Source organism: Flavobacterium sp., from assembly GCF_965262375.1.
In the GTDB taxonomy this organism is placed as follows: domain Bacteria; phylum Bacteroidota; class Bacteroidia; order Flavobacteriales; family Flavobacteriaceae; genus Flavobacterium.
In genome coordinates, this window is sequence record NZ_OZ253527.1 from 356,071 (window position 1) to 374,826 (window position 18,756).

An 18,756-nucleotide genomic window follows, 5' to 3' on the forward strand; every position below is an offset into this window, starting at 1 on the left:
AATCTTACCCTTTCTCATACTACACGTAAAAAACTAAAAAACAAATACTTCACACAAAAAGTATTTAGTTTATTAGACAATTGAGTAACACAAATAAATATATAAACTATGAGAAAATTTTTCTGCTCTTTATTAATTGTTTCAGCCTTATTCAAAGCGGAAGCACAAAACAAAGATGTAATTGAGAGCAAATACAGAAGAAGTTCTATTTACACCGTAATGATTAATCAGCCGAAACTTCCATATGCTGATGTCATTAAACAACATTTCCAATCAAGTCCTGTACCTGACAAATTCAACGACCACAATTTAGGCAAAAGAGTCTATGAGACAGATCAGTTACCTACAGACGGTACTACCCCAGCAATTTTAAATGAAATTGCAAGAGATATGGTAGCCAAATGGTTTAATCGTTCTTCAAAAGGTGGTTTCAACATGGATTTAATCAAAAAAAGAGGTTTTTATGATGCGAGTGCCTTAGATATAAAAAATGCACAAGCTAGTAAAAGAGGATTAGATCAACTGGCCGATGCAGGAGAAGATTTGATAGGTAAAACATTCGTCCTAATTAATGAATTCAAATACACAGACAAAGAAGAGGTAGCTAAAAAAGCATCTGGTTTTTTAAGTGCTGCAGGAAGCATTGGTAGTGCTATGGGAGTTTCTAATGCAAGTTTAATCGCTGAAACAGCTGGAGCTGGATTAGAAGTGGCTGGAAAAGGTTATGTCGTTAAAACGAAAGGGTATTTATACCAATTAGTTTGGGATGAAGAAACAGCGGCTACATTCTACAAAGATTACTGGGCTGATGATGCTACAATTACACCTGAAAAGAAAAGAGCATTTGACGAATCTACATTTTTCAAATTAAAATACATTGGAACAGATGTTTCTTGGGCAGATATTCAATCAACCATCTTTACCAAGAAAACCAATGAAGAATTAGTACAAAGAGCTACTTTAAAATCAATTGATAAAACCATTGTGGCTTTACAAAAAAATCATGACGAATTCAAAACTAAAACTCCAATCTTTACTGTAGAACCAATTACAGCGAAAATTGGTACAAAAGAAGGGGTAACTGAAAAATCCTCATTTGATGTATTAGAACAGGTTGAAGACGAAAATGGAAAAATCAAATACAACAAAGTTGGTGTAGTTAAAGTAGATACTGATTTCCCTATTTGGGACAATACTTATGGCGCTGAAGAAGAGCACCCAGAAAGTAAAGTAGATCGCACTTATTTCAAGAAAGTAAGCGGTAAAGATCTTTTCCCAGGTATGCTTTTAGTACAAAGAAAAGGGAAATAATTTCCATAAAAATCGCCTAAAATAACTATCCTATATTTTAGGCGATTCTTTTAAATCATTTAATTCAATACTTTCAAAATATGAAGAATTTAATTTTAGTGGCTATTAGCTTTATCGCTTTGGCCACAAATGCACAAGCAAGAAGAAAAGCCGATAGAGATACTGATGAATTCAGATACGAGTTACAATGCGCAGGCGTTGGACAAGATGGCACTTACTTGGTAAAAGTTTGGTCGTATTCAAAAAGAGGCATTGTGGCTATCGAACAAGCGAAAAAAAATGCAGTACACGGCATTGTGTTCAAAGGTTTTCCAGGCGAAGGAGGATGCGCTTCACAAAAAGCAATTGCTAACGATCCTAATGTAGAAACTGAAAAACAAGAATTTTTTGATACTTTCTTTCAAGACGGTGGTAATTACATGAAATACGTATCTGTTTCATCTGATGGAATGATTTCTGCTGATGATCGCAAAAAAGTAGGAAAAGAATACAAAATAGGCGTTGTAGTTTCCGTTATGAAAGACGCCCTACGCAAAGATCTTGAGGCAGCAGGTATCGTACGTGGTTTAAGCTCAGGTTTCTAAAAAGCTACAACAAATGATAAAAAAAAGTATATTAATCGCAAGCTTAATCCTAACACTTACATCATGTAGAACTAAAAAATCTACAGCAATGTACTACAATTACACAACCACCTGTATAGGTTCAGAACTTGAAGGTACACAAAATCTAGTGGCTTATGGAACAGGAGCTAATGCGCAAGAGGCACAAGAACAAGCAATAAAAAACGCCTTAAATGATGTTATTTTTAAAGGGATTACTGCTGGCAAACTAGGTTGCGCAATCAAACCTTTAGTCTTTGAAGTCAATGCAAAAGAAAAAAACGAGAATTTTTTCTCTAATTTTTTCTCTAAAAATGGAGATTATAACAAGTATGTACTTTTTACCCGTGAAGTCGCTTTAGATAAAGAAATCCAAAAAACCCATAACAGTATACAGGGCACACTAAAAGGGGTTGTTATAAAAGTGTTACTATCCAATTTAAAACAAAAATTAGTACAAGAGGGAATTATCAAATCAATCTAAAGAATGAAAAATATCAATAAATTATTTTATGCCGTTATAGCCATTTGTATGCTTGGATTTAGTGCAACAGTAAATGCACAAGCTAAGAAACCCACAATTATGATTGTTCCAAGTGATGTTTGGTGCAATCAAAATGGCTTTATGAAAACATTTTACAACCAGGAAGAACAAATTAATGTACCTGATTATAAAAGAGCATTTCAAGAAAATTCAGACTTATTACTTGTAATTAGTAAAATTAATGGCTTGATGGCTCAACGCGGGTTTCCTTTAAAAAATCTGGAATCTGAAATTAAATCATTAGAAGCTGAGAGTGCTGAAGACGCTTTATTAACTTCAAAAAATGGAGCAGAGGTAGCTGAAAGCCCTATTGATAAGCTTAGAAAAAATGCAAAAGCGGATATTATCATGCAACTTACTTGGGTGGTTAAACAAACTGGCCCTAAAAAACTAGTTGAATTTACCTTACAAGGCTTAGATTCATACACAAACAAAGAAGTAGCTTCTGCTGGTGGTGCTGGCGCTCCTTCTTTTTCCGCTGAAGTTTCTACTTTATTAGAAGAAGCGGTCTTAAATCATATTGATAAATTCAATGCTTCGCTACAAACTCATTTTGATGACATGTTTGCAAACGGAAGAGAAATCAAAATTAGATTGAAAAAATTCAACTCTTGGGATGGCGATTTCGAAAAAGAATATGCAGGTAAAGAACTAAGCGAAGTTGTGGAAGAATGGATGGCAGCTAATACAGTAAAAGGAAGATTCAATACTACAACTGCTACCGAAAATATGATGCTTTTTGAACAAGCAAGAATCCCTCTATATGATGAAAAAGGTAATGCTACTGATGCAAGAAAATTTGTGAAAAATTTACAAAAATTCTTACAAACAGCTCCTTATGCCATCAATGTAAAATTAATGAGCAAAGGTTTAGGTGAAGCCGTACTTGTTTTAGGAGACAAATAAATTAAAAACCGATTATGAAAAAATTATTCTTATCAATAGTAAGTTTTTGCGCTTTCTTGAATACAACAGCTCAAGCTCAAACCAAAAACAATACCGAGCTAATTGCTTTAGCCACTTATATAGATTCATCTGTTGAGTCCCAAACTTCAGCGGCTACAAATGCATTGATGAACAAGTTGAATCAAATTGTAAGCGCAAGTGGTTTATCTAGTAATTATTCAAGATTTATCTTAACAGCTAATGTAACCCCAAGAACTAAAGATGTTTTAGGAACTGCACCTACCACGATTGCTTACACTATGGATGTAACTTTTTATATAGGCGACGGTATTGATGGTACAAAATTTGGCTCTATAACAAAAACGGTTAAAGGTGTTGGCAGCAATGAATCATTAGCTATGTCTAACGCTTTTAAAATGATAAATTCAGCCGATAAAGACCTACAAAACTTTATTGTAAAAGGAAAAGAAAAAATAATTAACTTTTACAACACACGTTGTGATTTTATTATCAAAGAAGCCAAAATGCTTGAAATGCAAAATCAATATGACGAAGCACTATATAGATTAACTTCTGTACCCGACGTTTGCACCTCATGCTATACAAAAGCTATGACAGCAGCTGAAAGCGCATATTTAAAGAAAATAAATTTTGACTGTAAAACACAATTGCAAGAGGCGAAATTGCTTTGGGCAGCTAACCCAACTACAGAAGGTGCTAATGCTGTGTCTGAAATGCTAAGCGGTATTGACTCTAGAGCAAATTGCTATGCAGAAGTAAAAACATTTGTAACCACAGTTGCTAAACGCGTAAAAGAACTTGATGGCAGAGAATGGAAACTAAAAGTAGACACAGAGCTAGGCCTAGAACAACAACGTATAAAAGCTATGCGCGACATAGGTGTGGCTTGGGGTAATGGTCAACCTAAATCAGTTACTTACAATGTAGGTGGTTGGTGGTAAACTTTAAATGTAAAAAAACAATAAAATTAGGCTTAGTCAAATTAACTAAGTCTTTTTTTTTGAAACGATTACAGCTTTCTTATAAACCTCGAACAAACCAAAATTGAGTATCTTTACGACGCAACAGGCAACAAATTAGCTAAAAAAGTATTTAGTATGACCACTATACGTGTACCTTGTAGAGATGAGGGAGCAGAGAGCATGAGAACAACAAGTAGTACTACCAGAGGCATTACAAGAGACTGCTTTGCTACTGCACCCGTGCAAACCACGACGCAGTACTTGCAAGGTGGGTATCAGTTGTTGATCGCAATTTAGCTTTTGTACCCCATGCGGAGGGATTTGTAAAAATGGAAAACGGAGTAATGTATTTTTACAATTATACCGATCATTTGGGATGGTGCGGGCGTTTTTAGACGATGAAATATGATTTTGCGTCTCGTTCAAGCATCTTGTTCGTACACATTGCAGTGTGGTGGTTACAGTAATTACAATAGTAATAATAACCATAACATTTTAAAAACTGGCTTAATTTGATTTTTTTTTGTGGGCACGAGCAAGATGCTCGCGCTAGCCTTTAGATTTGTTCTTTGAAAAATTCGTAAATTTTAATAAAAATAACCAACCTAACAAAGTGAACCTTTGCGCTAACAAAGTTTAGGACTTATCATCGATTAGGACTTTGTTAGGTTTTACTGAAAAGCTTCAGAATAGTAATTAAGGCTTTAGGCCTATTATCAAGGTTTCGAATGATTTCAGTAATTGGTTATACTAAATTTATAGCTATGAACAAATTTAAACATTTCATTGGAATTGACATTTCAAAAGAGTATTTTGATACTTTTTTATTGTTAGAAAGCGGTAATCGTAAGCACAATCAATTTTCTAATTCCACCAAGGGTGTGAAGGATTTTATTAAATGGTTTAAAAAAGAAAATGCCTTAATAGAAGACACTTTGATTTGTATGGAACATATAGGTATGTATGGAAAATTATTATCGAGTTTACTCGTAGCTAACAATTGTAATCTTTGGGTAGAAATGTCTCTTAGAATTATTAGAAGTATAGGGATTCAACGAGGGAAAAACGACAAAATTGATTCTGAAAGAATTGCCAATTATGCTTTTAAAAATCAAGATCAAACAATTCTTTTTAAAGCTCCCAAAAAATCTTTAGAGAAAATTAGAGCATTACTTTCTTTACGAGAAAGATTAGTTGTTATTAGGGCTTCTTTGAAACAAAATGAAAATGAATTAAAATCATTTGACAAAGAAATTTATAACATAACACAAAAGCATCAAAAACAAGCTATTAAAGGAATTAATGCAGATATCAAAAAATGAAAAAGAATTAGAAAATCTTGTTTCTCAAGACACGGATCTTGAAAAAATGTACAACAATATTATTTCTGTTCCAAGTATAGGTAAAATTACAGCTTTATTTTTAATTTGCTTCACAAATGAGTTTTCAACATTTGAAAAACCAAGAGAACTGGCTTGTTATTGTGGTGTAGTCCCCTTTGAATATACTTCTGGAAAAAGCGTGAGGGCTAAACCAAAGGTTCATTATATGGCAAATAAAAAGCTAAAGAAACAATTACATATGTGTGCTTTGTCAAGTATAACATATAATCCAGAAATGAAAGCCTATTTTAATAGAAAAGTGGAAGAAGGAAAAAATAAAATGCTTGTATTAAACAATGTAAGAAACAAACTTATTCATATTATATGTGCCTGTGTGAGACAAAACAGACATTATATAATAAGGGAAGTAGCTTAAAAAGACATTAAATATATTTTCTTTTGAAAGGAAAGAAGTAAAAAAACTTCTTCCCCTTCGCAAGACTTATTTGTGTTTTTCCAACTTAAAGTTATTGAATTATTCGCAAAAAACAGTTGAAAATTTTAACAATTATTGTTTGCTTTAATCATAGTAATCTGTTGCGTTAAGAAATGCTTTGGGTAGATCTGCGCGATCGGGGCGGTACGCCTTATGAGGCAAATGTGGTTTATGTGAAAAATTTTGCACAAACCGAGGCAAAACCCTTATTTTTGCATAAAGATTACCTGGGGACGCTGCTAGCCATTACGGATGAGAAAGGTACGGTGGTAGAAGAACGCCATTTTGATGCTTGGGGGAATTTGACGCATGGCAGTATGCAGGTGTTGGATAGAGGGTATACAAGCCATGAACACTTGCAGGATGTGGGGCTGATACACATGAACGGAAGGTTGTATGACCCTATGCTGCGTCGTTTTTTAAATGCCGACGAGAACATACAAGATCCTACCAACACCCAATGTTATAATAAGTACGGGTATGTAATGAATAACCCGCTTATGTTTAGCGATCCTGATGGGGAGTATGCTGTAGGTTTGGCTATAGCTATAGGAGCTCTAGTGGCAGTGTTAAGTTATACGGTTACAATTTATGCACGAGATGGAAGTTTGCGACATTGGAAGTTAGGTGATGCGTATGTGTCTGCTATTTATGGAGCTTTTAGTGGTGCTGTGACTTTTAGTGTTGGTAGTATTTTTTCAGCAGCTGGAGGAACAGCAACAGCTTTGGCTGAGAGTATTAAGGGGGTAGCTGGAGGTGCTGGATTGGCAGTAGTTCAAGCAGGAGCTCATGCAGTAACCCAAGGTGTATTATCAAGTGTTCAAGGAGGTAATTTTTGGAGTGCAGCCTTGAGTGGTGCTTTTGGAAGTTTAGGCGCTAGTGCTTTTGGTGCTATTGGAGGTAATTTTGCTAGAAGTACCGTAGGAACTATTACCTTTGGGGCGATTAGCGGGGGTATAGGTGCTGAACTTAGTGGCGGTAATTTCTGGCAAGGGGTTGTCATTGGAGGGATGGTTGTTCTGTTGCTGGGTTGAATCATGTGATGCATTCGATGGCTTATGAAGAGGATGGTATAGATATTTCGACTCTTAAAAAATCATTGTCAGAGGCAGATATTAAAAAAATTATGGACGCATATCCCACAGCTGATAAAATGTCTGCACTTGAATTGTATAAAACTATTGGAGGAGATATTTATAAAGATGTTTTACAAAACGGACTCAAAAAGAACGGCACTCTTAAAAGCTCATATAAAAATACTTGTTGTTTTAGATTAAGTAAAGCGTTAAATGATTCAGGTTTTACAATTGCAAAATCAGATTATACCATGTCAGGTAAAAACAACTTAAACTATTATTTTGCTACTAAATATATGGGGCCATATTTGATGCAAACATATAATTTTGGTTCAAGTATGAAAAATTATGGCTTAATTATACAAACAGGTTGTGGTTGGAGTGATGCTAGTGGACATGTTGATGTGTTTTTTTATAACCGTATTGGAATTCATTCTTATCCTAATTGTAGTACTACAAAATGTTCATTTTAAATTTTTTTTATGAAAAAAAATGTTTTAATTCTGTTTATACTTCTTTCATGTTACACAATTTTTGGACAAAAAAACAGTAGCGCAATTGAAAAAGAACTCGAAAAATTGAAAAAACAGGCAGTTTGTGATTGCATAGAAGAGTTATATCAAAATTGCGATGATATTGATAATGACGGTTCAACCTATACTCAGATTATTAATCTTAAGGGTGTTTATATCATTAATGATAAAAATTATTGGGCTATGATTAAAAAGTGGCAAAACAAAAAATATAAATCTCATGATCCGAATAATAGTTTGATACTAATGAAATGTTTAGACCTCTATACAAGCACAGAATTAAATATATATATTGATTCTGTTAGACAGAATGAGTTGAGATTATTAAAAATTAAAAAAAAATAATTAGTTGTCTTAATCATAATTATTAAACAGAAAACCCGAGCATTGCTCGGGTTTTGTTATTTTACAATCTTTTCATCCATTTATCGGGCGATATTGAAGTATGAAATACCCCAAGAACAGTAATAGTTTTCGTTCTTTCGTTGAGATGATAATGCACACCATATGGCAAAACTTCTGTAATAATTTCATTAATAGTAATTGGACTTTTAAATTATTGGTTCATAATAAAACCTAAAATATTTTTAGAATATAACTTTAAGCCTGACAAAAAAGTTGGTTATGCAATTATCGGGTTTATAGTTTTAATGTCTTTAAGTTTTGTTTTTATTGCTAATAAAAACCGAGAGAAGAGTTTCAAGAAACGGGAAAGAGCAAGAATAGAGAATGTCCAAATGTAGACAAATAAATGATATAGGTATATTGAGAATTATAGTTTTGAATTAAAGCTATTTTCTGGGTGAGGCAGTATTTTTTCAACTGCAGCGGGTACGGCTACCGCTTTTGCGTCGAGTGTTAAAAGTGCTATAGGTACAGTAGGCTTAGCGGTGGTACAAGGCGGCGTGTATGCGGTTACACAAGGGGTGTTGTCGCTGATGCAAGGAGGTGAATTTAAGTCAGCTGCGGTGGCAGGTTTTTTTGGGAGTTTAGGAGCGAGTGCTTTTAATGCTATTGCACCTGTAACGGCACATTCTGCAGTAGGTACTATAGGTTTTGGGGCTATTAGCGGTGGCATAGGTGCTGCGCTTACTGATGGTAACTTCTGGGAAGGGGTTGTGATAGGTGGTATGGTGAGTGGGCTTAATCACGCAATGCATAAAATAGACCAAAGACGAACCCTTTTATCTAGATTCAAGAATAAATCTCTTGCCTTTCAAAAGGCAGACGTTTCAGATGCAGGTATAGCTAACTTGCATGATAATGTTGATGGTTTAAGTCTGGCTCATAAAGATGGAGGAAGCCCCGCACATGCCTTTGATGCTGATGGTTCTGGAGAATATGCTACCACAACAGAGACTACAGTACATCTGAATAAATCTTTATTATCTACAAAAAATAATTTGTTTTTTGCTGGTGTTTTGTTTCATGAATATCGTCATTCTTTTCAATACCATGTACCATATACGGTAGGAGGTAAAACTTTTAAATCAAGAGTTGATGCGTACTTAAGTAGGGTCTGCTGAAAAACTAACTCAACGTAAAATCCTATCATTTTCTACTAAAAATCTTCAATTTTAGTAACTTTTGAAAGTTATTAATTCTATTAGAGCTTGTAAATTTGAGTTTAAAAATTATAAATTGCAAACATTTGATTTTTTGGTGCAAGGTTTTTACACAAACACCTTCAAAAACCTTGCACCTAATAATAAAATTAATGCTCTGAATTACTGGTTTTTATGAGGATTATAGTTTTTCAGCAGACCCTAATTAATAAATGAATAAAAAAAGCACTCTATAAAAAGGGTGCTTTTGTGGTATAAATCGAAAATTAGTTTAAAAAGCAAATTCAACATTGAAAGCTATTAGTTGCTCAATTTTCAAAACTCCTAAAACAAAAGCCCCTTCAAAATCTAGTTTCTGAAGGGGCTTTAAATCATTTTAGTTTTCATATAGCAGAGAGGAAGGGATTCGAACCCTCGATGCAGTTACCCACATACAAACTTTCCAGGCTTGCTCCTTCAACCACTCGGACACCTCTCTTTATTTGTTATTCCATTTCTCCACGGATAGGCGTTTCAAAGATAGTTTTAAAAACGGAATTTCCAATGTTTTGCCCTAACAAATACATTAGTTTAGTAATAGCCGCTTCAGTGGTAATGTCTTTTCCTGAGATAATCCCAATTTGTTTCAATTGCGAACTGGCTTCATAAGTCCCCATGCTTACGCTACCTCCAGAACATTGAGTCACATTAACAATTTGAATCCCTCTTTGAATAGCAACCTCTAATTGAGCTATAAACCAGTCTTGAGTAGGCGCATTTCCTGAACCGTAGGTTTCAATAACCACACCTTTAAGCGTAGGTATTGAAAAGATGGCGCTAATAACCGATTCTGATATTCCTGGAAAAATCTTTACAATCGCAACATTGGTCTCAAAATGTGTATGTACTTTCAATGGTTGCACAGGTTGTTTTAACAAATATTCCTCACGTACTTTCAAATGCACCCCAGATTCTACCAAAAAAGGAAAATTAGGCGACACAAAAGCATTGAAGTGTTCTGCACTTATCTTAGTAGTTCGATTACCACGGTACAATTTATACTCAAAGTACAAGCACACCTCGGTGATTACAGGCATCCCATTTTCTTGCAATGCCGCAACCTGAATAGCTGTGATTAGATTTTCTTTTGCATCAGTACGCAAATCCCCTATGGGCAATTGCGATCCTGTAAAAACAACAGGTTTGCCTAGATTTTCTAACATAAAGCTTAAAGCAGAAGCAGAATAAGACATGGTATCAGAACCATGAAGCACCACAAAACCATCATAATCATTGTAATTAGAGGCGATGATTTCTGCCATTTTTATCCAACCATCAACGTTCATATTTGATGAATCGATGGGCACTTCAAAAGAAATAGTCGCTATAGTACAATCTAAAAGTTTTAACTCGGGGATGTTTTTTAATATTTTACTAAAATTAAAAGCTTTCAAAGCACCTGTTTCAGTGTCTTTAACCATCCCGATGGTACCACCCGTGTAAATAAGTAATATATTAGGTTTAGCGCTTGTTATCATAATTCAACTTATTGACCACAGGATTAGCATACATAGCCAAAAAACTCTCACGCATTTGTTGATTTTTACTATCAATTCGCATTTCTAGTCTACGTTCAAACAATGATTTTTCCTGTTGGGTATATTTTTCTTGAAATTTATCGGTTTTATACAACAAATCGTAGGCAATAAAATTAGTAGGCCATAAATGATAGGATTGTAAAATACTGTCGTCAATAAGCTGTACTAAGGCTTGAATTTGTTTGTTCGTATTCGAATTTTCAGCTTTAATAGTCTCTAATTCTTCATTCAAAACATCACCTATATGAATATGAATGTGTTTTTTTTGACCAATAATTCCACTTAAGATATTATTAAAATCCTCATTAGAACTTTTTTTGTAAATTTCATTATTAGCCTCAGCCATCAATTGAGGCATTTTTAAAGCATCTGTAGGATCGTACTCATAAGAAATGGAAACGGGTACAATTTTTATTTTTTTGAAATACGAAATAACATCTTGGTTAGCAGTTGCCATGGCAAGCATTTTTAAAACACCAGTATGCGTAGCATCGTTGCCGTCTTTTGTTCTTCCTTCGCGTTGGGCAATCCAAACCGAACGATTTTCACGTAAAAGCAATTGCTCGATATATTCTGACATCAACTGTGAACTTTGCAATAATTCGCGAGGCGAAAGCCCACGTTGCACAATAAAATTTCTATTTAAACGCGATAAGGAGCGAAGGAAATCTTTTTTAACCAAATTGTCTCCAATAGCCGATGCGGTCATGATTAAACCATGATCAAACAAGGCAATGTTTAACAAAGAAGTATCGAGTATAATATCTCTGTGATTAGAAATAAAAAGGTAAGAAGTATTAGGCTCTAATTTTTCAAAGCCCGAAGTAGATAAACCATCGGAGCTTTTTTCTAGTACTTTTTGTATGGCTTGGTATAAAAAATTGCATTGAAAATCGCGTATCGAATGGGTACGCAATAACTGTTCTTTCCAAATACTTTCATCCGTATTTGGAAAAGCAAAATTCATAATTTCCCTAATAATAGGGTGATTTACCGCTTGTTGTAAGGCTTGATTGACCTCGGCATCATAATACGGTCGAATGGCATCAAATTTTGACATTTCAAATTCAATTTTCTCTTACAAAAGAACAAAAAAATTAACAATTTAGGGTAAACAAATAGTAAATTCCGGATTATAGTTTGAAATACCTTTGCGGTAAAATTTTAAATTCCAAAAACTTCTTGCGCATTGGCGGTGGTTATCCTAGCAATTTCTGCAACCTGCAAACCGTATATATCGGCTAATTTTTGAGCAACCAGCTCAACATAAGCACTCTCGTTACGCTTACCGCGATGAGGCGCTGGAGCTAGATAAGGCGAATCGGTTTCTAATACTATATGAGACAAATCAATTTGATTGAGGAATTGATCAATTTTTCCATTTTTAAATGTAACCACCCCTCCTATTCCTAATTTTAACCCATAAGATATTGCTTTGAGAGCTTGCTCATAGTTTCCAGAAAAACAATGGAAAATCCCGAATAAACCTTCACCTTTTTCAAGTTCTAAGACCTCAAAAATTTCATCAAAAGCATCACGACAGTGAATATTAATGGGTAAATTATATTTTTTAGCCCATTGAATTTGTTTTTGAAAAGCAATTTTTTGGATCTCTAAAGTGGTTTTATCCCAGTATAAATCGATACCAATTTCGCCAACAGCATAAAACTTACGTTTAGCAAGTTCCTCTTCTACTTTTGCCAGTTCATTTTCAAAACTCTCGGGCTTTACATAGCAAGGATGCAATCCCATCATCAAAAATACATTTTCGGGATAGTGCGCTTCTAAGTCATACATTCTGTCTATATAGGTAGAATCAATTGCGGGCACAAAAAAACGAGTAACTCCTTTATTTATTGCATTTTGAATCATTGCTGCACGATCGTCAGCAAATTGAGAAGAATATAAATGGGTGTGTGTATCTGTCAATATCATTAAAAAAAGCTTTACTTGGTTGCAAATTTAAATTAAAAACCAATAAAAAAGTCGTTTTAAAAACGACTGTATTAATAACCTACTATAAACTACTGAATAGGTATTTTATAAAAAACACCCTCTTTACACGAAAGCACTTCTCCTGTACTACTATTAAAAGCATTGAAATGAAAAGTACCTGATATCGTATTTCCCGTATTTTCAGTTACGGTAATGACACCACCACTTTTTGAAACCGTTAAAACTTCAAGAAATGCATTATTATCACCACCTTTAATCTTAACTAGATCACCCGGTTTATATCCGTTACCAGGCAAATTCAACTTAACCTCATTAATTTCACCACCTAAAGTCGTTGTAACATTCACTTTCAATCCTGTACCACTCCCTTCAAGAGTTTCAACTAATTGTGCGTCTACATAACCCGTTCCTGATTCAACAAGTTGTAAAGCACTAACAGCACCAGCAGTGATTCCTGTAGAATAATTAAACCCATTGCTTTGAAGCGAGTTCAGTTGTATGAAATTAGATTGATTAACCGTACCCAATTCATAATTCCCAGGCTTACTACTCAAAGTTTTTAAAACCATAACCTGATTCGAACCCCCTGATTCCAGTGTTAACGCACCATTTTTACTCACCTGAGCCTTAAAATAAGTACCTTTCCAAGGTTTATTATTGATCATTGCTTGAAATCCAGGATTACTAAAAGTGACTTCATCCTGACATGATAAAAAACTTACGAAACAAAAAAAGGCGGTTACTATTTTTTTCATATAAAACAGCTATTAATTTAAAAAAGTGATTTGAAACTCTATTACTAATTCTTATTAACCAGCATGATCCAAATACAGCTTGCAAATGTACTAGTAATTATGAAAATCAAAATATGAATTTATAAAAATGAACTTATTACATATTAATGACTTAGAACTAAAAATAAAATTATATATTTGCAGTCTTAATTAACCGAGGTCGAGAACCTCAAATTTAATCACAAGATTATGTCAGTAAAAATCAGATTACAAAGACATGGTAAAAAAGGGAAACCTTTTTACTGGATCGTAGCAGCAGATGCTCGCTCAAAAAGAGATGGTAAATTCTTAGAAAAATTAGGAACTTACAATCCAAACACTAACCCTGCAACTATCGACTTAAACGTTGACAAATCAGTTACTTGGTTATTCAACGGTGCTCAGCCTACTGACACTGCAAGAGCTATCCTTTCTTACAAAGGTGCTTTATTAAAACACCACTTAGAAGGCGGAGTACGCAAAGGTGCTTTAACTGCTGAACAAGCTGAAGCTAAATTCACTGCTTGGTTAGAAGAAAAAGCTTCTAAAGTTAACGCTAAAAAAGATGGTTTAGCAAAATCTAAAGCTGATGCTAAAGCTGATGCTTTAAAAGCTGAAAAAGAAGTTAACGAAAAACGTTTAGCTGCACAAGTTGAAGCTGCTAAAGCTGCTGAAGCTACAGAAGAAACTGCTGAGGAAGCTCCTGCAGTTGAAGAAGCTAATAACGAAGAAACTGAAGCTTAATTAAAACTAGCGATATGCGTATAGACGATTGTTTCTATTTGGGTAAAATCGCTAAAAAATTTAGTTTCAAGGGGGAATTATTAATCTATTTAGATACTGATGAACCCGAAATGTATGAAGATTTGGAATCGGTCTTTGTTGCTCACAACAAGGACTTGGTTCCATTTTTTATTGAAAAGAGCCAACTTCATAAAGGCACTTTTCTGAAAGTAAAATTCGAAGACATAGAAACCGAAGAGGCCGCTGAGGAGCTCTTAGGCCGCGAAATTTACTTACCTTTAAGCATGCTTCCACCACTGGAAGGAAACAAATTTTATTTCCACGAAGTTATAGGTTTTGATGTAATTGATCAACGCTTGGGCAATATTGGTAAAATTGTAGCTATAAACGATAGTGCTGCTCAAGCATTATTTGAAATTGATAAAGATGGCACTGAAATATTAGTTCCAATGATCGACGAGTTTATTGTTACAGTAAACCGAGCTGACAAAAGCATCACCCTTAACACTCCCGTAGGATTAGTAGATCTTTACTTAGGTTAATTTCAACTTTAACATTTAAATACAAATACACACACTGATAGGCAAAGTCTTATTCAGTGTATATTTGTATACAAAAAAAATCGTATGTCTTTTCAATTCAAACAATTTTCAATACAACAAGAAAAAACTGCCATGAAAGTAGGTACTGATGGCGTTTTATTAGGTGCTTGGACACCTATTATCAACAATCCATTCAACATTTTAGACATTGGTGCTGGCACTGGGCTTATAGCCCTCATGTTAGCACAAAGAACGCAAGCGGAACAAATAGACGCAATAGAAATAGACGAAAATGCCTATGAAGAATGTGTAGACAATTTTGAAAATTCGCCTTGGAACGACCGTTTATACTGTTACCATGCAGGATTAGATGAATTTGTTGACGAAGTTGAAGAACTGTATGATTTGATTGTATCAAACCCTCCTTTCTATACCGCCGAATATAAATCAAATAACGAATCGAGAGATTTAGCCCGATTTGAAGACGCACTCCCTTTTGAAGAACTCGTAGAAGCTGCCGATTTCTTTTTATCAGACCACGGCATATTCTCTATCATCATCCCTTTTAGTGAAGAAGAAAAAATACTTTCTTTATGCTTAGAAAGAGAACTTTTTCCGATAAAAATAACACGCGTTAAAGGCACCCCTGCAAGTGAGATAAAACGCTCTTTGATGGCATTTACCAGAATACAACAAGAGCCAATTATAAATGAGCTAATCATTGAAATAGCTAGACATGATTATACCGATGAGTATAAAGAATTGACCAAAGATTTTTATTTGAAAATGTAAAGGAATTATACACAAAAAAGGGTGTTCGTTTAGCGAACACCCTTTTTTGTTTGAATGTACAAAAGAAGCTTGACTAAATTTTAATATGCTTTCTGAGACTGAAACACACAAAAACACCCTGACAAGTTCCAAATCTTTAAAATAAAAAAAGCTGTCCTAGAAGAACAGCTTTTCCGATTAATTTATATAAATGTATTAGAAATCATATCTAAATGTAAAATTCCAAGTTCTTCCGAAACCAAAGAAAACAGCATTATCAACAGCTACACCTTTGTACAACTTATTAGCTTGCTCATAAGTAGGAGCGTTAGACGCAGTAGATGTTTTATCATCAGCAAAAATATTCGTATTAGATTCTGCTATATAAATCGTATTCAAAACATTATTCACATTAACTCTAAAATTAAAAGAATCTTTTCCCCCTTTATTTCTATAAACTTTTAATGACGCACCCGCATCTAGCAACCCATAAGCAGGTAATTTCAAAGTTCCTTTATTTGTTGGAGAACCAAAGTTTTGTGTATTAATATTAGCATATAGATTATCTGCATATCTATAATTTGCATCAAATTTTAAATTAGAAATTGGCTCTACAGTTGCTCCCATAGAAGCAGTCATTTGCGCTGCATTACCAACCTTAACATTATCCAAATATAAAGTAGATTTTCCTACAAAAGAATCAGCTTGATTATATTCATTCGCATCTACATTACCTTTGTAATACCAATCCCCGTAAGAGAACATCCCATTAAGCTTAATCATTTTTACAGGAACATAACTCAAATCAAGCTCTACACCATCATGAACTTCTTTCATCCCAGGAAAATCAATATACCCACCGATATTAGGACCCGAAGTAATAGTTCTTCTATCGTATCTATTAGACCAATCTGTATGATACACATTCAAATTAGCAGTAAATTTCGAAGATCTAAATCCATAACCAGCTTCGAAACCGAATATTTTTTCATTCGACAAATTAGGATTAACCACAGATTGATTATTTGGATAAACCGCTCTGAAATTAGGTTGTTTTGAGTAATACCCTGAATTCAAATACACATTCATTCTAGCATTAATATTGTAATTAACACCTCCTTTAATATTACCTCCTAAAATCTTTTTATAATCTGTACTATAAAGCGGATCATTTGATAGGTATTTAAAATAATCTACTCTTTTAAAACCTTGCTGAGAAACCGCACCCTGAACAAAAGCAGTCAAATTATTTTTTGAGTACTCAACTTGACCAAAAGCTCCATACCAGTTTACAAATCCGTCATTGTTATAATTCACTTTATTTTGATACCCATAATCTTTAAATGGATTATAGCTAGGCTTGTTTTCATACACCTCCGTCAAAGGAACACGCGTAGGATCATTAATATCATTATAACTTGCTGTAGTAGCAGTACCAGGCATATACTTACCTATATAAGCATTTGCACCTAGCAAATCATTGATAGATTGAAAATGCATTCCTTGGTAATAACGAGCATCAACCCCTAAATCAATTGCAAAATTCCCTAATTGTCTACTCAAATTAACTAAGCCACCATACCAATCGTGTGAATTAAAAGAATTCACTTTAGAAATACCTGAAAAATTATTTGCTGTTGAACTTGTACTATTATCATTAACAAACAAACCATCCGTTTTTTGACGTGTCTGTAAAACACCATTAATCAATACTGGCACACCTGAATTCCAGTTATAAATTTTCTGCACATCCAAAGTTCCATCCGCTAACCTAAAAGCAGCATTATTTGACTGCAACCCTCTAATTCTTCCAACATTCGTAGCTGCACCAGCACCTCTACCCCAAGAACCATATAAGACTGTAGATAACTTCGTTTTATCATTAATTTTCCAATCCCAATTTAAAGACATAACAGGTTTATGATAAAAATTAGAACTTGTATTAAATACACCGCCATTTAAATAACCCCAATCTGGATTATATTGTAAATTAGGATCTTCACCATTTCCATATTTCAAATAATCAGAAATTTTACTCGCTGTAAATCTTTGATGATGCCATTGTGGAGCACCTGTAAAAGTAAATTGAACACTATGTTTGTCATTAAACTCATACCCTAAACCTATGAAATAATTTTGACCACTAAATGCAGTATTATCAACATAACCACTACCCTCGTTATTGCTTAACAAAAATGAAGCAGACAAACCATTTTTAAGTTTACCAGTATTATATGAGAATAAATTTTTAAAAGATCCATTATTACCTATAGTAGTAGACATACTACCACCTTGTTTAGCATCAGAACTTCTTGTTAGCACATTTATCGTTCCCCCTACAGAAGAAACTGACAACTTAGAAGAACCTAAACCACGCTGAACTTGCATAGCCGTTGTTACATCTGACAAACCAGCCCAGTTACTCCAAAAAACACGTCCATTTTCCATGTCATTAACAGGTACACCATTAATCATAACAGCAACGTTCTCTTGACTAAAACCGCGAATATTAACACGAGAATCACCGAAACCTCCTCCTGATTTAGTTGCATAAACAGATGGTGTGTTAACCAAAACTTCTGGAAATTCTTGATTACCAAGTTTTTCTCTGATTTCAGCAGCCTTTATAGTAGAAACCGCTACAGGAGTTTTTCTATCTTTAGCAACATCAATAACTGTAGAAGTAATTACCACTTCACCTAAAACATTCCCTTGAGACTTTAAAACAATAGTTCCTAAATTTGAAACCCCTCCTTCAATTTTAAAAGGAATACTTTTTGAAGTGTACCCTAAATAAGACACAACAATCACCCCACTTTTAACCGAAGTTTGCATAGCAAAACTCCCATCAAAAGCAGATGATACAGTCTGTCTATTTCCTTCTAATAAAATTGACGCTCCTGGCAAAGCACCACTTTCATCTTGAATTTTCCCAGTAATTTTCCCTTGAGCAAGTACACTTGCACTGATAAACATAAAGGCTAATAATAGCCATTGTTTTGCATCCTTCATTTCTTATTTAATTTTAAGATTAAAATACCCTACAAAATTCACA

19 protein-coding genes and 1 tRNA gene are annotated in these 18,756 nt (G+C 34.2%); 14 read left to right on the forward strand and 6 right to left on the reverse strand.

The features are described 5' to 3' along the window. Positions 1-108 precede the first annotated feature (108 nt). The 11 genes from ACQY29_RS01665 to ACQY29_RS01715 all read left to right on the forward strand — a co-directional run bounded on the left by ACQY29_RS01665 (position 109) and on the right by ACQY29_RS01715 (position 9,299). Positions 109-1,311 carry a hypothetical protein gene (locus tag ACQY29_RS01665; RefSeq protein WP_428223532.1) on the forward strand — a complete coding sequence of 401 codons (1,203 nt, stop codon included), beginning with the start codon at positions 109-111 and terminating at the stop codon, positions 1,309-1,311. An 80-nt stretch (positions 1,312-1,391) separates the two neighbouring features. After that, entirely contained in the window at positions 1,392-1,895 is a 504-nt protein-coding gene (locus ACQY29_RS01670) for a hypothetical protein (RefSeq protein ID WP_428223533.1), read from the forward strand. A gap of 88 nt (positions 1,896-1,983) precedes the next feature. After that, a complete protein-coding gene (locus tag ACQY29_RS01675) occupies positions 1,984-2,397 on the forward strand; it encodes a hypothetical protein (protein ID WP_428223534.1) in 414 nt (137 codons plus the stop codon). Between the two features lie 3 nt (positions 2,398-2,400). Then, positions 2,401-3,363, forward strand: coding sequence for a DUF6175 family protein (locus tag ACQY29_RS01680; protein ID WP_428223535.1), 963 nt, complete (start codon positions 2,401-2,403; stop codon positions 3,361-3,363). 14 nt (positions 3,364-3,377) lie between these two features. After that, complete coding sequence (locus tag ACQY29_RS01685; protein WP_428223536.1) at positions 3,378-4,325, forward strand: hypothetical protein; 948 nt, start codon at positions 3,378-3,380, stop codon at positions 4,323-4,325. A gap of 785 nt (positions 4,326-5,110) precedes the next feature. Further along, the gene (locus ACQY29_RS01690; protein WP_428223537.1) at positions 5,111-5,668 is read left to right on the forward strand and encodes an IS110 family transposase; all 558 of its coding nucleotides are present in this window, start codon (positions 5,111-5,113) and stop codon (positions 5,666-5,668) included. Then, entirely contained in the window at positions 5,649-6,104 is a 456-nt protein-coding gene (locus ACQY29_RS01695) for a transposase (RefSeq protein WP_428223538.1), read from the forward strand. The genes ACQY29_RS01690 and ACQY29_RS01695 overlap by 20 nt, the downstream gene beginning before the upstream one ends. 173 nt (positions 6,105-6,277) lie before the next feature. After that, positions 6,278-7,198, forward strand: coding sequence for an RHS repeat domain-containing protein (locus tag ACQY29_RS01700; RefSeq protein WP_428223539.1), 921 nt, complete (start codon positions 6,278-6,280; stop codon positions 7,196-7,198). Between the two features lie 8 nt (positions 7,199-7,206). Then, complete coding sequence (locus tag ACQY29_RS01705; protein WP_428223540.1) at positions 7,207-7,713, forward strand: T6SS effector amidase Tae4 family protein; 507 nt, start codon at positions 7,207-7,209, stop codon at positions 7,711-7,713. 9 nt (positions 7,714-7,722) lie between these two features. Further along, positions 7,723-8,118, forward strand: coding sequence for a hypothetical protein (locus ACQY29_RS01710; RefSeq protein WP_428223541.1), 396 nt, complete (start codon positions 7,723-7,725; stop codon positions 8,116-8,118). A gap of 545 nt (positions 8,119-8,663) precedes the next feature. Next, complete coding sequence (locus ACQY29_RS01715) at positions 8,664-9,299, forward strand: hypothetical protein (RefSeq protein ID WP_428223542.1); 636 nt, start codon at positions 8,664-8,666, stop codon at positions 9,297-9,299. 430 nt (positions 9,300-9,729) lie between these two features. Here ACQY29_RS01715 and ACQY29_RS01720 read toward each other — a convergent pair. The 5 genes from ACQY29_RS01720 to ACQY29_RS01740 all read right to left on the reverse strand — a co-directional run bounded on the left by ACQY29_RS01720 (position 9,730) and on the right by ACQY29_RS01740 (position 13,626). Next, positions 9,730-9,816: transfer RNA gene (locus ACQY29_RS01720), tRNA-Ser, on the reverse strand. Between the two features lie 7 nt (positions 9,817-9,823). Continuing rightward, a complete protein-coding gene (locus ACQY29_RS01725; RefSeq protein ID WP_428223543.1) occupies positions 9,824-10,855 on the reverse strand; it encodes an asparaginase in 1,032 nt (343 codons plus the stop codon). After that, positions 10,839-11,975: a 1-acyl-sn-glycerol-3-phosphate acyltransferase gene (locus tag ACQY29_RS01730; protein ID WP_428223544.1), complete on the reverse strand. Its 1,137-nt coding sequence runs from the start codon at positions 11,973-11,975 to the stop codon at positions 10,839-10,841. The genes ACQY29_RS01725 and ACQY29_RS01730 overlap by 17 nt, the downstream gene beginning before the upstream one ends. A 104-nt stretch (positions 11,976-12,079) precedes the next feature. Then, positions 12,080-12,850 (reverse strand): TatD family hydrolase, encoded by a 771-nt coding sequence (locus tag ACQY29_RS01735; protein ID WP_428223545.1) that lies wholly within the window; start codon positions 12,848-12,850, stop codon positions 12,080-12,082. A gap of 89 nt (positions 12,851-12,939) precedes the next feature. After that, entirely contained in the window at positions 12,940-13,626 is a 687-nt protein-coding gene (locus tag ACQY29_RS01740; protein ID WP_428223546.1) for a DUF6252 family protein, read from the reverse strand. 228 nt (positions 13,627-13,854) lie between these two features. Between ACQY29_RS01740 and ACQY29_RS01745 the strand changes: the two genes are divergently transcribed. The 3 genes from ACQY29_RS01745 (at position 13,855) to ACQY29_RS01755 (ending at position 15,722) form a co-directional block, all read left to right on the forward strand. Continuing rightward, positions 13,855-14,388: a 30S ribosomal protein S16 gene (locus ACQY29_RS01745; protein WP_428223547.1), complete on the forward strand. Its 534-nt coding sequence runs from the start codon at positions 13,855-13,857 to the stop codon at positions 14,386-14,388. Positions 14,389-14,402: 14 nt separating this feature from the next. Beyond that, positions 14,403-14,930: a ribosome maturation factor RimM gene (gene rimM, locus ACQY29_RS01750; protein WP_428223548.1), complete on the forward strand. Its 528-nt coding sequence runs from the start codon at positions 14,403-14,405 to the stop codon at positions 14,928-14,930. Positions 14,931-15,014: 84 nt separating this feature from the next. Continuing rightward, positions 15,015-15,722, forward strand: coding sequence for a tRNA1(Val) (adenine(37)-N6)-methyltransferase (locus tag ACQY29_RS01755; RefSeq protein ID WP_428223549.1), 708 nt, complete (start codon positions 15,015-15,017; stop codon positions 15,720-15,722). 195 nt (positions 15,723-15,917) lie between these two features. On the opposite strand, the gene ACQY29_RS01760 is transcribed toward ACQY29_RS01755, so the two are convergent. Beyond that, the gene (locus ACQY29_RS01760) at positions 15,918-18,713 is read right to left on the reverse strand and encodes a TonB-dependent receptor (RefSeq protein ID WP_428223550.1); all 2,796 of its coding nucleotides are present in this window, start codon (positions 18,711-18,713) and stop codon (positions 15,918-15,920) included. Positions 18,714-18,756 lie beyond the last annotated feature (43 nt).

What these genes read in the sequence shown, in the direction of transcription:
- ACQY29_RS01740 (WP_428223546.1), bottom strand. Translation starts at nt 13,626, where the DNA reads ATGAAAAAAATAGTAACCGCCTTTTTTTGTTTCGTAAGTTTTTTATCA.
- rimM (WP_428223548.1), top strand. Translation starts at nt 14,403, where the DNA reads ATGCGTATAGACGATTGTTTCTATTTGGGTAAAATCGCTAAAAAATTT.
- ACQY29_RS01755 (WP_428223549.1), top strand. Translation starts at nt 15,015, where the DNA reads ATGTCTTTTCAATTCAAACAATTTTCAATACAACAAGAAAAAACTGCC.
- ACQY29_RS01700 (WP_428223539.1), top strand. Translation starts at nt 6,278, where the DNA reads ATGCTTTGGGTAGATCTGCGCGATCGGGGCGGTACGCCTTATGAGGCA.
- ACQY29_RS01675 (WP_428223534.1), top strand. Translation starts at nt 1,984, where the DNA reads ATGTACTACAATTACACAACCACCTGTATAGGTTCAGAACTTGAAGGT.
- ACQY29_RS01735 (WP_428223545.1), bottom strand. Translation starts at nt 12,850, where the DNA reads ATGATATTGACAGATACACACACCCATTTATATTCTTCTCAATTTGCT.
- ACQY29_RS01690 (WP_428223537.1), top strand. Translation starts at nt 5,111, where the DNA reads ATGAACAAATTTAAACATTTCATTGGAATTGACATTTCAAAAGAGTAT.
- ACQY29_RS01705 (WP_428223540.1), top strand. Translation starts at nt 7,207, where the DNA reads ATGCATTCGATGGCTTATGAAGAGGATGGTATAGATATTTCGACTCTT.
- ACQY29_RS01695 (WP_428223538.1), top strand. Translation starts at nt 5,649, where the DNA reads ATGCAGATATCAAAAAATGAAAAAGAATTAGAAAATCTTGTTTCTCAA.
- ACQY29_RS01680 (WP_428223535.1), top strand. Translation starts at nt 2,401, where the DNA reads ATGAAAAATATCAATAAATTATTTTATGCCGTTATAGCCATTTGTATG.
- ACQY29_RS01725 (WP_428223543.1), bottom strand. Translation starts at nt 10,855, where the DNA reads ATGATAACAAGCGCTAAACCTAATATATTACTTATTTACACGGGTGGT.
- ACQY29_RS01745 (WP_428223547.1), top strand. Translation starts at nt 13,855, where the DNA reads ATGTCAGTAAAAATCAGATTACAAAGACATGGTAAAAAAGGGAAACCT.
- ACQY29_RS01730 (WP_428223544.1), bottom strand. Translation starts at nt 11,975, where the DNA reads ATGTCAAAATTTGATGCCATTCGACCGTATTATGATGCCGAGGTCAAT.
- ACQY29_RS01670 (WP_428223533.1), top strand. Translation starts at nt 1,392, where the DNA reads ATGAAGAATTTAATTTTAGTGGCTATTAGCTTTATCGCTTTGGCCACA.
- ACQY29_RS01685 (WP_428223536.1), top strand. Translation starts at nt 3,378, where the DNA reads ATGAAAAAATTATTCTTATCAATAGTAAGTTTTTGCGCTTTCTTGAAT.
- ACQY29_RS01710 (WP_428223541.1), top strand. Translation starts at nt 7,723, where the DNA reads ATGAAAAAAAATGTTTTAATTCTGTTTATACTTCTTTCATGTTACACA.
- ACQY29_RS01665 (WP_428223532.1), top strand. Translation starts at nt 109, where the DNA reads ATGAGAAAATTTTTCTGCTCTTTATTAATTGTTTCAGCCTTATTCAAA.
- ACQY29_RS01760 (WP_428223550.1), bottom strand. Translation starts at nt 18,713, where the DNA reads ATGAAGGATGCAAAACAATGGCTATTATTAGCCTTTATGTTTATCAGT.